The 14,737-nt window shown below is 74.6% G+C and carries 9 protein-coding genes; 2 read left to right on the top strand and 7 right to left on the bottom strand.

Annotated elements, in window-relative coordinates; translation table 11 throughout:
- Positions 1-1,802 (bottom strand): ABC transporter substrate-binding protein (locus FOE67_RS03945; RefSeq protein WP_182660425.1); only part of this gene is annotated, 1,802 nt, incomplete at its 3' end.
- A 541-nt stretch (positions 1,803-2,343) separates the two neighbouring features.
- Here FOE67_RS03945 and FOE67_RS03940 point away from each other — a divergent pair.
- Complete coding sequence (locus tag FOE67_RS03940) at positions 2,344-2,544, top strand: SPOR domain-containing protein (RefSeq protein WP_182604774.1); 201 nt, start codon at positions 2,344-2,346, stop codon at positions 2,542-2,544.
- Positions 2,545-2,627: 83 nt separating this feature from the next.
- A complete protein-coding gene (locus FOE67_RS03935) occupies positions 2,628-5,171 on the top strand; it encodes a SpoIIE family protein phosphatase (protein WP_323384172.1) in 2,544 nt (847 codons plus the stop codon).
- Here the strand turns inward: FOE67_RS03935 and FOE67_RS03930 are convergent.
- From FOE67_RS03930 to ychF, 6 genes are all read right to left on the bottom strand, one after another.
- Positions 5,153-5,905 carry a GntR family transcriptional regulator gene (locus tag FOE67_RS03930; protein WP_182660423.1) on the bottom strand — a complete coding sequence of 251 codons (753 nt, stop codon included), beginning with the start codon at positions 5,903-5,905 and terminating at the stop codon, positions 5,153-5,155. The genes FOE67_RS03935 and FOE67_RS03930 overlap by 19 nt on opposite strands.
- Positions 5,906-6,145: 240 nt before the next feature.
- Positions 6,146-8,311 carry a bifunctional serine/threonine-protein kinase/ABC transporter substrate-binding protein gene (locus tag FOE67_RS03925; RefSeq protein ID WP_182660421.1) on the bottom strand — a complete coding sequence of 722 codons (2,166 nt, stop codon included), beginning with the start codon at positions 8,309-8,311 and terminating at the stop codon, positions 6,146-6,148.
- A 55-nt stretch (positions 8,312-8,366) separates the two neighbouring features.
- Positions 8,367-10,535, bottom strand: a complete 2,169-nt coding sequence (locus FOE67_RS03920) for a bifunctional serine/threonine-protein kinase/ABC transporter substrate-binding protein (protein ID WP_182660427.1) — start codon at positions 10,533-10,535, stop codon at positions 8,367-8,369.
- The gene (locus tag FOE67_RS03915) at positions 10,535-11,347 is read right to left on the bottom strand and encodes a hypothetical protein (protein WP_182660419.1); all 813 of its coding nucleotides are present in this window, start codon (positions 11,345-11,347) and stop codon (positions 10,535-10,537) included. Before FOE67_RS03915 ends, FOE67_RS03920 begins: the two co-directional genes overlap by 1 nt.
- 252 nt (positions 11,348-11,599) lie before the next feature.
- On the bottom strand, positions 11,600-12,277 hold the full coding sequence (locus tag FOE67_RS03910; RefSeq protein ID WP_182660417.1) for an esterase/lipase family protein: 678 nt from the start codon (positions 12,275-12,277) through the stop codon (positions 11,600-11,602).
- A gap of 1,105 nt (positions 12,278-13,382) precedes the next feature.
- Positions 13,383-14,471: a redox-regulated ATPase YchF gene (ychF, locus tag FOE67_RS03905; protein WP_182660415.1), complete on the bottom strand. Its 1,089-nt coding sequence runs from the start codon at positions 14,469-14,471 to the stop codon at positions 13,383-13,385.
- Between the last annotated feature and the right edge of the window lie 266 nt (positions 14,472-14,737).

Below are 14,737 nucleotides of genomic sequence, written 5' to 3'. Positions count from 1 at the left end.
GACGCCGGGAGTCCGGCGGCGGGTGGGACACCGGCCGCCGGACTCCCGGCGTCGGCCTCCGCGTCGCCGGCCCCGGGATCGCCGGCCCCGGGATCGCCGGCCCCGGGATCGGTGTCCGCCTCGGCGCCCGGCTCGGTGCCGGCGCCCGACCCCCCACCGGGGACGCGGTGCCAGCCGACGGCCTCCAGGACCTCCGCTGCCGCCCGGGGACCGGTCTCCCCCAGCGCGCCGCCGTGGTCCCGGTACTCCTGCTGCGCGGGGACCCACAAATGGTGTCCCAACGGCTGCGGCGGCAACCCCGCGGCGCCGTGCACCTCGGCCGCCGGGGCCTCCCGGTCCAGGGCGCGGGCCAGGGCCCAGCGCACCCGCTCGTCCCGCAGCGCGGGCGAGGAGCCGTTGATCGCCAATTGGGTCCAGGAGGGCCCGTAGGCGCGGTGCACGGTGTAGCGGGCGAGGTGTTCGCGGGCGTTCTGCTCGCTCAGGGCGAAGGCCCGGTCCCGGGAGCGCTGGGCGGTCACCAGGGCCCGGGCGTACCGTTCGGCGGCCCGGTCCGCCCCCTTCGCGGCGACGGTCGGGGCGTCCGGCGCCGCCGCCGCGAGCCGGGCGTCCCCCCATCGGACGAGGTGGGCGGTGAGGTCCCGGCCGACGGACAGGGCGGCGGTGCCGGGGGCCTCGGCGGCCTCGATGCCGGCGCCGCCGGTTCCGGGTCCGTTCCCCGGCCGGCCGGCGGCGGGCGCCCCGCGACCGTCGTCGGGGTCGTCGCGCGGCTCGTCCTCCGGGTCCGCGGGGGGCTCCCCGGACCCGTCGGGCCCGTCCCCGGTGTCCTCCGGGCCGGGGGGCGCGTGCGGGCTGTCCACTCCCCCGCCCCGGGAGGGGGTGCCCGCGGCCGCGAGGACGCGTTCGGCGGTGACCGCGTCCACCTCGGCCACGTGGACCGTTCCCCGGCCCAGTTCCTCCAGCCGACGGTGGGCGGGCACCCGGAGGTAGACCAGCTCGTCCAGCAGCGCCCGATCCCCCCACCAGGCGTCGTCCCGGGTCAGTGTCATCCGACCGGCCCCCCGGTCCACGTCCCCCAGGGTGAAGGGGCCGGCGGTGGCGGGGAGACCGTCGCGGGCCCCGTTGTTGAAGGCCACGGGGTCGCCGGTGAGGGAGCGGGGGTACAACGGCGTGAAGAGCGCGCGCCAGTCGGCCACGGTGTTCTCGGTCAGGACGGTGACCTCGTGCTCGCCGGGCCCCGCCTTCACCTCCGAGATCCACTCGTAGCCGGCGTTGCGGGCGCTCCAGTAGGAGTTGTCCGAGCCGTTGAGCGCCTTCCACTGGGCGATGAAGTCCTCGGCCCCCAGGGGTTCGCCGTCGCTCCACACGGCCCGGGGGTTGAGCGCGTAGACGATTCGCCACCCGTCGCCCTCGGGTGCGGCCTCGGCGGAGCGCAGGTAGTCCGGGTCGGGGTGCTGCCGTCCCCGCTCGTCGGTGACGAAGAGGCGGGGCAACAGACCGATCGTGACCCGGTCGGTCACCGTGTCGGCGTCGTAGCGGAAGGCGTTGAGGGTGGCGGGCAGGTCGTCCACCGCCCACACCAGGGAGCCGCCCTCGCGCAGCCGGTCCCGGTCCGCGGTGGGGACGGCGGACAGGAATTCCGCGGGGTCCGGCTCCTTCCCGGAGCCGGAACAGCCGGCGAGGAGGGCGAGGAGGAGGGACAGCAGGAGGGCACCCGCCGGGAGACGGACGGCGCGCCCCCGGGAATTCCCGCCCCCGTCCCGCGCCGGTGCCCCGGTACCGGGGTCGCTCGATCGTCCCAGCATGCTGTTCCCTCCGCCCCGACCGGCGTGCGTGACCGGGGTGCTCCGATTGGCGGCTGATCACACCCATCGACAGCGAAAGCCACCCGGGGCCCCCGGCGAAGCGGACACGGCGTCACGGCCCCCCGATCTCACCCGACCGGCGGAGACCCCCGATAACGCCGGGGCGCATTCGGACGTCCGTGGAACCCCCGGAGCCCCGGGAGAAGGAACGCGCCGGGCGTACGCCCGGCGCACGCCGGGGCGGAGGAGTGATCGGGTGATGGTGGAACCACGGTCGGGGAGTGAACACGGCGTGGGGAACCCCCTGCGGGGAACCTCCCGCCCCCCACGTTTCACCGGCGGAAACATCCCCGACACCGCGGGTTGACACCCGGTGCCCACGAGCCGCCTACGCTGCCCGGTGACGGTCCGTCGGCCCCTCGTGTCGCCCCGTGCCGGAGGGGTTCGGGCCTGTCCGGTTCCCGCCCCGTGGAACAGGTTTTCGTAGGCGTGAACACAGGTGCCGGCGTAGGGTCCGGCATATGCGCCCAGGGGGTGAGAAATGAACGACGGCAATCCGCGTCCGTGGCAGGTGGTGCGCCAGGACGCGAACGGACATCGCTACCGCATCGGACGCTGCGCCACGCGCGCGGAGGCCCAGCGTCTGATCCGCAGGCTGGAGGAGGGCGCGGGCGCGCGCCCGGCGGACTCCGGCCGCTATCTGGTGGAACGCGTCGAGCGGGCGGACAGCGCACCTCGCTGATCCCCGGCACAATCGGGTGTACGGGTGCGAGTCCGACCCGACCGCGACCAAGGCGGTGGGCCCGAGCGGGGACGTGGTGCGACGTGAGCACGAGTGCGGAGAGTCCGCGGGACGAGGTCCCGCCCGCCGGTTCCCCGGCACCCGGTGCCCCGCGCCCCCTCCTCGACGTCCTGCGCATCGGCATCGTCGTCCTGGACCCGGGTGGGCGGATCCTGCTCTGGAGCCCGGTCGCCGAACGGATGCTCGGCTGGACCCAGGCCCTCGTCCTCGGCCGGCCCGTCACCGACCTCACGGCCTCCCCGTGCGCGCTGACCGGGGAGGCCGGCGACGTCTACGGGACCCTCCTGCGCACCGGTTCCTGGCGCGGGGTCATCCCGCTGCGTCACCTGGACGGCGGAACGGTGGAGGTGGAGGGCCGCGCCTCCCTGATGCGCCGCCCCGACGGCTCCCCCTTCGTTCTCGCCAACCTCGTCGAGACCAGCAGACTGGCCGCGATCGAGCAGGAACTCGCCGCCCTCGACGCCCTCTTCACCGCCTCCCCGCTGGGCATCGCCCTCTTCGACACCGAGCAGCGCTTCGTGCGGGTCAACGACTCCCTCTCCCGACTGCACGGCGCCGCGCCCGAGGACCTGATCGGCCGCACCGTCCTCGACGTGCTGCCCGACCACATGGGGCCGCAGATCCACGCCGTGCAGCGCGAGGTCCTCGCCTCCGGCCGATCCGTCATCGACCTGGTCACCCTCTCCCCGGATCGCCGCGGGGCCCGCTCCGTCTCCTTCGGCCGCCTCACCGACCGCACCGGCCGCGTCCACGGTGTCAGTTGCACCGTCATGGACATCACCGAGCGGCGGGAGGCCACCGAGAAGATCGAACGGGCCAGACAGCGCCTGGCCCTCCTCGACGACATCGGCGCCGCCCTGGGCGACCTGCTCGAGGTCGCCCCCATCGCCGACTCCCTCGCCCACCTGCTCGTCCCCCGCTTCTGCGACTACGCGGGTGTCATGCTGCCCGCCGCGCTCGTCGAGGGCACCGGGGGCGAGGACCCCGGCGAGAGCACCCACCTCCGCCCCGGTCCCCTGGTCCAGGCCGCCGTGGCGGCCAAACGGCACAGCCCCGAGGTCGATCGGATGCTCGGCCTCCGCGAGCGGGTGCGCTTCACCGCCGACTCCGTCTTCGGGAAGGCGCTCGCCGGGGGTCCGGCCCGGCTGCTGGACTCCGCCGAGGCCATCGCGCAGGCGACCGCCCCCGACGACCCCAAGGTGGCCGCCGCCACCGGCCTGGGCATCCACTCCCTGATGGTCGTTCCGCTGCGGGCCCGGGGCAGTGTGCTCGGCCTGCTCGTCATCAGTCGCTCCGGTCGTCGCGCCGGCTTCGACACCGACGACCTGGCCCTCGCCGAGGAGATCGCCGGTCGGGCCAGCGTCTCGCTGGACAACGCCCGCCTCTACGCCCGCGAGCGGGAGGCCGCCGTGATGCTGCAACGCAGCCTGCTGCCGCAGAGCGTCCCCGAGCCGCCGGGCGTGCGGATCGGCTTCCGTTACGTGCCCGGGAGCAGTCGCGCCGAGGTGGGCGGCGACTGGTTCGACGTGATCCCGCTGGCCGGCGGGCGGGTCGCCTTCGTCGTGGGCGACGTGATGGGCCACGGCCTGCGCGCCGCCGCCACCATGGGCCGACTGCGCACCGCCGTGCGCACCCTCGCCGACCTCGATCTGCCCCCCGCCGAGGTGCTCGAACGCGTCAACCGCCTCTCCGACGACCTCTCCGCCGGCCCCGACGACCCGATGATGGCCACCTGTCTGTACGCCGTCCACGACCCGGCCACCGGCGAGTGCGCGATCGCCAAGGCCGGCCACGTCCCGCCGGTGCTGCTCACCCGTGACCCGAGCACCGGCCGCCTGTCGGCCCGACCGGTGGACGTGCCCGACGGGCCCCCGATCGGCGTGCCCGACGCCCGGCACGAGGAGACCCGGACGCACGTGCCCGCCGGGTCGGTCCTCGTGCTCTACACCGACGGCCTGATCGAGAAGCGCCGGGAGGACATCACCGACGGCCTGGACCGACTGTGCGGGACCCTCGCCGGCCTCGGTGGCGGCGAGATCTCCCTGGAGAAGCTGTGCGACACCGTGCTGGGCACCCTGGCCCCGGAGGCCGGCCGACCCGGCCCGGGCGCCGAGGACGACATCGCGCTGCTCGCCGTCCAGCTCGGCGAACTCTCTCCCGCCGACAGCGCCTCGTGGGTCTTCCCCGCGCGCGGCCACAGCGTCCGACGGGCCCGCTCGGCCGTCCGGCACACCCTCCACGCCTGGGGGCTGAACTCCCTGGAGGACTCGGTGGTGCTCCTGGTCAGCGAGCTGGTCACCAACGCCCTGCGGTACGCCCGGGGCCCCATCAGGGTGCGGCTGGTGCGCGGCGGCTCACTGCTGGTCGAGGTCTCCGACCCCCTCTCCGACCCCCCGCTGCCGCGCCGCGCGACCCCCGAGGAGGAGAGCGGCCGGGGTCTGCACCTGGTCTCCCTGGAATCCCACCGCTGGGGCACCCGCCGGGACCCGGTCGGGAAGACCGTCTGGTTCGAGGTCCACCTGCCCGACGGTGCCCCCGGCCCGACGGGTCAGCGCACCGGCAGGTGATAGGCGATCCGGTACCGATCGGCCGGCACCACCAGATCGGCCGTCTCCACCGGCAGACTGCCGGCGCGGAAGGTGCGGCTGATCACGATCATCAGCCGGCCCGGTCGCCCGCCCAGCGCCTCCACCTCGTCCACCTGACCGGGCCGCGCCCCCACCTCCTCCTCCACGTTGTCCACCACGAGGTCGATCCCCGCCATCCGCTCCACCACGCCACGGCCCGCCAGCGGCCCCTCCTCCGGCAGCACCACCGGGGTCCGGCCGGTCAACCGCAGCGGCTCCCAGGAGGTGGACAGCATCATCGGCCCGTCCGCCACCCGGTACACGTACCGCGTGCACATCACCGCGTCCCCCGCCTCCACCGCCAACCGACGCGCCACCGTCGGCCCGGCCGTCCCCCGCTCGCTGCGGGCCTCCCACACCCCGCGCACCCGCTCGTCCGCCTGCTCCTGCCGGAACGGCGAACACTCCCCCGCCGGGCGGTGCGCGCTGCGGTGCACCCGGCGCGGCTCGGGCCGCTCCCGCACGTAGGTGCCCGAGCCCGACCGGCCCTCCACCAGCCCCTCGGCCATGAGCACCCGCCGCGCCTCCAACGCCACGGTGTCGGAGACGCCGTAGGCGGCCCGGATGTCCGCCTGCGAGGGCAGCCGGGTGTGCGGCGGGAGGGCGCCCTCACGGATCTGCCGGCGCAGATCCTCGGCGACGCGGAGATAAGCGGGCTGCTCTCCCACCGGCACGGGTCCTCCCGAAGCTGCTCCGACCCGAACGGTCAGCACTGAGAGCAACAGGGTGGCAACCCCGGGTGATGACACGCAAGAGTCGGCCCCACGTTCACCCGAAAGGCCGAGCGAGGGGCACCGTCTTCACCCCCCGGCCCGGCGACATCGGGCCGCGCCGCCCGGGTACGACCCGCCGGGCCGATCCGCGAGGGAGCCCGGCGGGAACCGGGTCCCGGGCGGGACCCCGGAGGGGTGGCGTCAGTCCGTCGCCACGGGGAGGGGCCCCCCGTACCGCGGCCGGCCGTTCTCCATCACGTGGAAGAAGTGGGCCGATCCCGGCAGGAGCGAACGGTGCTCCGGGTGGAACGCGATGGTGCGGGTGATGCCCTCGTGGCTCGCCGACCACAACCCCCGGCGCAGCGCGTGACCCGGGTCCTCGGCGGTCCCCGCCCCCTCGAGCCCCCGGGCGAGGAAGTGCACCGCGTCGTACGCCTCCGCCGCGTAGGGCGGCACCCCGGCGGCGGCGAACCGTTCCCGATAGGCCGTCGCGAACCCCTCGGCCCCGGGGTGCTCCGCCGGATCGACGAACGAGGTGGTGAAAACCCACCCCTCGGCGGCCTCGCCCGCCCCGGTGGGAAAAGCGGCGGATCCCATCACCGCCTCGGTCGTCACCCGCGGGCCGGAGAAGTCCGCCTCGTGCAGGGCGCGCGCGCACCGGGCGGCCCGTTCGGGGGAATCCGTCGCGAGCACGACCGCCTCGGGCTCCCCCGCCAGCGCGTCGGCGACGACGGCGGTGAAGTCCTCGACGTCCGCGCGGACGGGGTGAACGGTGACGGTGCCCCCCGAGGGCGGCGCGTGGAGCAGTGAGCCGCCCGTCCCGCGGATGGCGGCCGAGGCGGCCCCGTCCTCGATGACGGCGACCCGGGAACGCGGCTCGACCCGGGTGAGGTAGGCGATCGCCCCGAGCGCGTGGCCGCCCTCGTCGAAGCGGAGCCGGAAGAAGGTGTCGTGGTCCCGGGAGGAGACGGCGGTGGTGGCGACCGACACGGCGACCACCGGCAGGCCGGCCTCGTCGTAGACCGGCACGGCGGCCTCGGCGGCCCCGTCGGAGGTGGGGCCGATCACCGCCGCGACGGACCCGTCGGCGACGAATCGACCGGCGACCCCGGCCGCCCCCGCCCCGTCCCCGCCGTCGTCCCGGACGAGCAGGGCGAGGTCGAAGGGACGATCGCGGCGGCCGTTGTGCTCCTCGACGGCGATCCGGGCGCCGTTCTCCTGCGCCCGTCCCTCCCCGGCGGTCGGACCCGACAGATCGGCGTGCAGACCGATGACGCGACGCGGCAACGGGTCGCCGGAGCCGGCACGATCACGGACCAGCAGGCCGGTGAGGACCGCCGCCCCGGCCGGGGCGAGCACGCCCCTCAGCAACCGGCGACGGGTCGGCCCGCCGACCCGTCGTGCCGACCGCGCGGTGGCGGACGCCCCGCCGGAACCGGCCGGTCCACCGGCGGACGGGGCGCCGTCGAGCCGGGTGGGCTCGGGCAGACGGAGGTCCAGGACCCGGGCGGAACGTTCGGCGACCAGTCGCGACAGACCGGGGGGCGGCCAGTCGCCGCCGGGGTCCGGGCTCCCCTCCAGTTGCCCGCGCACCCGCCGGGCGTCGGGCCGCGCGCGCGGATCCTTGTCCAGACAGGCCCGCACCAGTCCGAGCAACGACTCCGGGACACCGTCGAGGTCCGGCTCCTCGTGCACCGTCCGGTACAGCACCCCGGCGGGCGTGCCCTCGCCGAACGGCCGACGCCCACCGGAGGCGTGCGCCATCACGCACCCGAGGGAGAACACGTCGCTCGCGGGACCGACCTCCCCGGCCCGGGCCTGTTCCGGGGAGAGGTAGCCGGGCGAGCCGACGATGACGCCGGTCGTGGTGAGCGGCGCCGCGTCGGTGGCCCGGGCGATGCCGAAGTCGATCAGGCGGGGCCCGTCGAGGGCGAGCAGGACGTTGGCCGGCTTGACGTCCCGGTGCACCAACCCGGCCGCGTGCACATCGGCGAGCGCCTCGGCCAACCGTGCCCCGAGCACCCGCACCGTTCCCGGCGGGAGGGTCCCCCGGGAGGCGAGCACCTCGGCGAGGGAGGGCGCCGGAACGTAGGCGGTCGCGAGCCAGGGCTCGGGGGCCGAGGGATCCGCGGCGATGACCGGTGTCATCCACCGTCCGGTCAGGGAGGCCGCCAGTTCGGCCTCCCGGCGGAATCGACGGCGGAAACCGGACTCGTCCGCGTACTCGGCCCGGATCAGCTTCAGCGCGACCAGGCCGCCACCCGGCCCGGAGGCCAGGTACACCACCCCCATGCCGCCCTCACCCAGCCGCCGCAACAGGCGGTAGCCGCCCACGCGGGCCGGATCGGTGGCCGTCAACCCCCGCAAGGATCCTCCTTCCCCACCAGCCGGACGGGTGGCACCCCGTCACCCCGTCACCCCGTCACGCGGGACCGAGGAGGACGAAGCGGCCGTCGCGCACCTCGTACAGGAGGGTGTCCCGGCTTGCGAGGTCACCGGCCTCCGGGTCGAACGCGTACTCCCCGGTGACCCCCCGGTGGGTGACCTCGCGCAGCGCGTCGGCGAGCCGCGGGCGCGCGGGCGGCTCGTCCCGGTCGGCGGCGGCGCTCCCGATCCCCCGCAGGACGAACCCGGCGGCGTCGTACGCCTCGGCCGCCCAGTAACCGGGCTCGGCGTCGAACTCCTCCCGGTAGGCGGCGACGAACTCCTCCGCGCCCGGGGTGGCCGCCGGATCGATGAACGAGGCGACCAACCGCCAGCCCTCCGCCGCGTCACCGGCCTGTTCGACGAACGTCGGGTGCAGCACCGCCTGCGGGGCGAACCGCGGCCCGTCGAACCCGGCGGCGGCCAACTCACGGGCGACGGCGGCGGCGTTCTCCGGCGGGCCGGCGAAGACGAAGGAGTCGATCCCGGCGTCCAGCATGTCGGCCACGACCGGGCCGAACCCCTCGTTCTCCCGGAGCCCGGGCGGCACCACCCGGGGGTAGGGCGTGTGTCCGTGGTTCCACCGGGCCACCAGGCCGGTCGCGGATATCGTTTCGGCGGCGCTCACGCCCAGGGAGCGGTCCTGGAGCAGCCCGGGCCGCTCGATCCCGGCCCCTTCGGCCAGGTGCCCGCCGATCGGCCAGGCCAGCACCAGGTCCGAGGGGCCCGCGCGCAGCAGGACCCGACTGCTCCCGCCCTCCAGGGCGTCCGAGAGCAGGGTGGTCCGTCCCGAGGAGATCATGACCAGGGGCAGCCCCGCGTCCTCGCACACGGGCAGCGCGGCCATCGCGGCCCCGTCGGTCGTCGGGCCGAGGACGGCCACCACGTTCCCGTCCCCCGCGAGTTCGGCGGCGGCACCGGCCGCCCCCGCCGCACCACCCTCGTCCCCGGTCCGCACCGTGAACTCGAAGGGGGCGTCCGCACGGGCGTTGTGATGGGCGACGGCCAGCCGCACCCCGCGCTCCTGCTCGCGTCCGACGACCCGGTCGGGACCGGAGAGATCGGCCAGGACCCCGAGGGCGGGGCGGTCCCGGGCGCCCCGCCCCCCGCCCCCGCGCAGCAGGTTCAGGGCCGCCGCGCCTCCGCCGAGCGCGAGCACCGCCGCGCCACCGGCCGCCACGGCCAGCAGTCCGCGCCGGCCGGGCCCCCGGGGGGTGGGGCCGGCCGGCGGGACGTCCGCGCGGGTGGGTTCGACGGGCGGCAGGTCGAGGGAGCGCGCCGCCCGCGCGGCGATCAGCCGCACCATGTCCTCGGGCAGCCAGGTGGAGGCGTCCCCCTCCACCGGCCGGTGCGGGGAGCGGGGGTCGTCGGCGAGACGACGGATCAGTTCCCGGGCCCCCGGACGACCGTCCGGGTCCTTCACCAGGCAGTCCCGCAGCACCGGGAGCAGCCCCGGGGGCACCCCGTCGAGGTCGGGTTCGTCGTGCACGGTCCGGTACAGCAGCGCCTCGGCGGGGCCCGTCCCGAACGGGGGGCGTCCGGTGGCCGCGCAGACCAGCAGACAGCCGAGGGAGAAGATGTCCCCGGCCGGGCCGGGGACACCACCCTCGGCCTGCTCCGGCGGGAGGTGGCCGGGCGTTCCGACCACCACCCCGTCGGCGGTCAGGGGGGTGGCACCGACGTCCGTCGGTCGGGCGACACCGAAGTCGATCAGCCGGGGCCCGTCGTGGCCCAGGAGGACGTTGCCGGGCTTGACGTCCCGGTGCACCAGTCCGCTGTCGTGCAGCGCCGCCAGGGCGTCGGCGAGGATCCGGCCGAGCACCCGGACGCCGTGCTCGGCCAGGGGCCCGCACCGGCCCACTGCCTCGGCGAGCGAGGGCCCGGCCACGAAAGCGGTCGCCAACCACGGCCGTTCGCCCTCGGTGTCGGCGCCGAGGACCCGCACCGTCCACGGGTTGTCCAGCCGGCGGGCGATCTCCGCCTCCCGCCGGAACCGGGCGCGGAACTCCTCGTCACCGGCGTACTCGGCGCGCACCGTCTTGACCGCGACGAGTTCCCCGGCTTCCGTGCGTCCCAGGTACACCACGCCCATGCCACCGGCGCCCAGCCTGCCCAGCAGGCGGTAACCGCCCGCCCGGGACGGATCGTCGTGCCGCAGGGGATCGATCACCGCTTCTTCCCCTCCCCCGCGTCGGGGCCGGCCGGCTCCTGCGCCAGTTCCCTCTCCGCCGTCGACAGCATGAGGCCGGAAGCCCGTGTGGCGGCCTCCCCCACCTCCTCACCGGTGCGGCCCTCCGCGCCCTTCGCCGAGACCGCCACGGTGAGCGGGCCGATGCGGGCCCGGGCCCATTCGAAGTCGTGCGGCTCGTCCGATTCCCCGCCGTGGAAGCTTCCCCTCTCGATCAGGAAATCCTCCGCGAAGAAGTTGCCCACCGCCCCGAACTCCATCCCGACGGAGATGAGTCCGCTCACCCACTCGTCCGGGCGCAGTTGCTGATCCGGGCAGCGCAGGGCGTCCTCCACCGTTCGGGCCATCTCCCACTCCGCGCTCCGGGCGTCGCGGTGGACGGTCACCACGGCGCTCACGCCCAGGGGACCGGCGCCCTCCTCGGCCGGCAACTCGGCGTGGCCCGTCACACTGGCGAGCACCTCGTCCGGGACGGGTTCCCGCACCCAGACACAGTTCTCGTCGAGCACCGCCCACTCCCCCGGGTCACCGCCGCGGCCCGGGATCCCGACGAACCCGGGACCGAAGGTCTCCGGTCGTGCCATGATCGTCTCCGCCAACTCCACGGCCTGCGCGCGGTTCACCGGCAGGCGCTCCGCGGCGAGGACGATGCCGGGCCCCTCCCCGTCACCGACCCCCGGCACCTCCCCGCCGGCGGATTCGTCCGGTTCGTCCGTTTCTGCGGTGCAGCCCACCGTCAGCAGCAGTCCCAGCGCCAGCGCGCCGCAGCCGTGCCGGATCCGTCGTTCCACCGATTCCACCCCTGTGACCGTCGGTTGACGCCTCGTCCTCCATCGGTGAGCGACCCTAGTCATCAACGCGCCCCACCTCCACCGGTCCCCGGCTTCGGGACACGGCCGTGACGCACCCGGTGCACAGCCGGCGGGAACCGCCCCCCGCCCTCCCGTCCCCTTCGGCCGGATGGCCGCCGTCGACCACGCGGGACGGCCCGTTCCGAAGCCGGTTCGGCTTCGGAACGGGCCGCCGGGTGATGGCGTACCGCCTCAGGAGACGACCTCGCGCACGGCGTTGATGACGCCGGCGTCGGAGATCATCCCGATGTGTCCGAGGCAGGCGGTCCGGCGATTGTCGGCCCCGTTGAGGATCGTGCTGTCGACCGGGTTGATGACCAGGTCACAGGGCGAACGGAAGGTCGTGTAGGTGACGTTGCCGGGAGTCGGGTCCCCGGCGTTGAGGTCCCGCAGGAAGTTCGAGCCGACCCTCATCTCGCCGCAGGCGGTGATGAGGAGGTCGCAGAACCCGGCGAGCGCGGTCCCGTTGTTCGGTCCGCCGATCGACACCCAGTCGTCGACCCGGTCGGCGCCGCCGAGGTGCTTGATGTAGTAGCGCGAGGAGAGACCGCCCATCGAGTGGGTGACGATGTCGACCTTGCTCGCGCCGGTCCGCCTCAGCACGTTGTCGATGTAGTCGGCCAGTTGGTGCGCGGTGGTGACGTTGGACTGGAACGAGTTGTACCCGAAGACGTGGAGCCGGTCCTCGGGGTAGCCGTTCGCCCCGAAGTCCCGGGTCATCGTGGAGAACTGGCCGCTCTTGCCGGAGAAGCCGTGCACGAAGACGACGGGGTCGGGGGTGGTGGCCCGTGCGGTGCCCGCGGTGAGCGGCACGACCAGTACGGCGGCCACCAGGGCGGAAAGGAGGGTCCGGACATGACGCAGGCGCATCTGAACTCCTGTCGGACAAGCAGTGGGGGGTGCTGTGCAGGGGGTTCGGGGAGCGCGCGCGTGGCCCCTCCGGAAGCGGGGGGCACTTCCGGGGGCGTTAGATTACTCACAAGTAGCACCTTGTTTACATCACGGAAACATCACGGTGTGTGATCTTCGTGACTCACCGTCCGGAAACGACCTCCGGAGCGCCGGCACACCCCAACACGGGGCGGAGGAGGGGGCCTTCGCCGGAACGCTCCCGTCCCCACGCCTCCCGGGGCCGGCGCCCGCGGCGAGCACCCGGCAGGAGGCGGCGCGGCGGGTTCACGACCGCCGCGAGCCAGGTGTCGATCCCCGCCGCCCCGGTTCCGGGTCGGGAGGAGGCGTGGGCTTCGCCGTCGCGACGAACGAGACCACGGGCGCGACCGTCGCCGGCGGCACGACGACGGTGAGACCCCGTTCCCGGAGCAGGAGTGCGGCGAGCGGGACCGGCACCGGGGAGATCCCGACCCCGCGGCGCTCATCGCTCCGTTCCCCGTGGCGAACCCCACGACCGGGCCCGATCCCGGCAGGTGGGAGAGCAGGAGGCCGCCCGCCGCCCCCACGAACGTCGCCGGAGGGCCGGGCCGGCCCGGAACCCCGCGAGCGATACGCGACGGGCCGGGCCCCGGGAGGGAACCAGGAGCGACAACACCCCCGGAGAGGGGTACGCGGGTGCCGTGCGCGAGGAGCGGATCCGGCGCGCCGGGAGAGGGCCTCGGGGCCGGGGACCGCGGCGAAGCAGAGCGTCGCCGCGACAGGGGGAAAGATGCCGGGCGACTCCCCCGGCAGCGTGATCGTGACCTCCTGGTCCCGACCACGGGGGCCGTGCCACGGTGTTACCGCTGTGCATGGGGGGGCGAACCGTGCCGGACATGCCCCCGGAGCCCCGGGAATCCGGGGGCACCCCTCTTCCCGAACTCTTCCCGAACTCTTCCCGAACCGATACGGGGAGCCCCACCTCCTTCCGGCGCGGGGACCGCTCACGACCTCGGGCGGCAGGCGCCCCATCCGGCGGGCCCCGAACGGCGAAGGGCCGTCCAACCCGCTCCACCGCAGGTCGCACGGCCCTTCATCGAAGGAATCAGACGTTGAAGCGGAACTCCACCACGTCGCCGTCGCGCATGACGTAGTCCTTGCCCTCCATGCGGGCGCGGCCCTTGGCGCGGGCCTCGGCGAGGGAGCCGGCCTCGACCAGTTCGTCGTAGGAGACGATCTCGGCCTTGATGAAGCCCTTCTGGAAGTCGGTGTGGATGACGCCGGCGGCCTCCGGCGCGGTGGCGCCCCGCTTGATCGTCCAGGCGCGGGCCTCCTTGGGCCCGGCGGTGAGGTAGGTCTGCAGGCCCAGGGTCTCGAAGCCGGCGCGGGCGAGGGTCGCCAGGCCGGGCTCCTCCTGCCCCACCGACTGCAGCAGTTCCAGCGCCTCCTCGCCGTCCAGCTCGCCGAGGTCGGATTCGAGCTTGGCGTTGAGGAAGACCGCCTCGGCCGGGGCGACGAGGGCGCGCTGCTCGGCCTGGAACGCCTCGTCGGTCAGTTCCTCCTCGTCCACGTTGAAGACGTAGAGGAACGGCTTGACGGTGAGCAGGTGCAGCTCGTGGAGCGGCTCGGCGGGCTCGGTTCCCTGCCGGATCCCGGCGGAGAAGAGGGTGCGGCCCTCCTCCAGGATGGCCTTCGCCTCCTCCACCGCCTTGAGGATCGGCTGCCGGTCCTTCTTGACCCGGGCCTCCTTGGCCAGGCGCGGCAGGACCTTCTCGATGGTCTGCAGGTCCGCGAGGATCAGCTCGGTGTTGATGGTCTCGATGTCGTCCTTCGGGGAGACCTTGCCGTCCACGTGCACGACGTTGTCGTCACGGAAGGCGCGAACCACCTGGCAGATGGCGTCCGACTCGCGGATGTTGTGCAGGAACTTGTTGCCCAGTCCCTCGCCCTCGCTGGCACCGCGCACGATCCCGGCGATGTCCACGAAGTCGACGGTGGCCGGCAGGACGCGCTCGGAGCCGAAGATCTCGGCGAGCTTCGCCAGCCGGGGGTCGGGGACGCCCACGACGCCCACGTTCGGCTCGATCGTGGCGAACGGGTAGTTGGCCGCCAGCACGTCGTTCTTGGTCAGGGCGTTGAACAGGGTCGACTTGCCGACGTTCGGCAGGCCGACGATTCCGATCGTGAGCGACACGTGGGACTTCCCGGGCGTAGAGGGGGAACGGGGGGCGAGCCCTCATTGTAGGCGCGGGGCGCGTGCCCACGGGGCGGGCGAGGTCGACCCCGGGTTCCGGCGGGTGTTCGGGGGTGCGGGTGATCCCCCGCGCAAAAGATCGACAAAACGATGGAATGCGCGTGTCCCCGCCGATCGGGGTGGGGAAAGGGACTTACGTTGGTCGATGTGGAGCACAGTACGCACACGACCGCGCACGCTCGGCCACCTTCCGGGTCGGGGCACCC

Source organism: Streptomyces calidiresistens (assembly GCF_014141525.1).
Taxonomy (GTDB): Bacteria; Actinomycetota; Actinomycetes; order Streptomycetales; family Streptomycetaceae; genus Streptomyces; species Streptomyces calidiresistens.
The sequence above is the reverse complement of the archived record's forward strand: the minus strand, read 5'-3'. Positions and strand labels throughout refer to the sequence as shown.

Bases quoted from the DNA above. Each gene is read 5' to 3' on its own strand.
- FOE67_RS03910 (WP_182660417.1), bottom strand. From the start codon at position 12,277: ATGCGCCTGCGTCATGTCCGGACCCTCCTTTCCGCCCTGGTGGCCGCC.
- FOE67_RS03940 (WP_182604774.1), top strand. From the start codon at position 2,344: ATGAACGACGGCAATCCGCGTCCGTGGCAGGTGGTGCGCCAGGACGCG.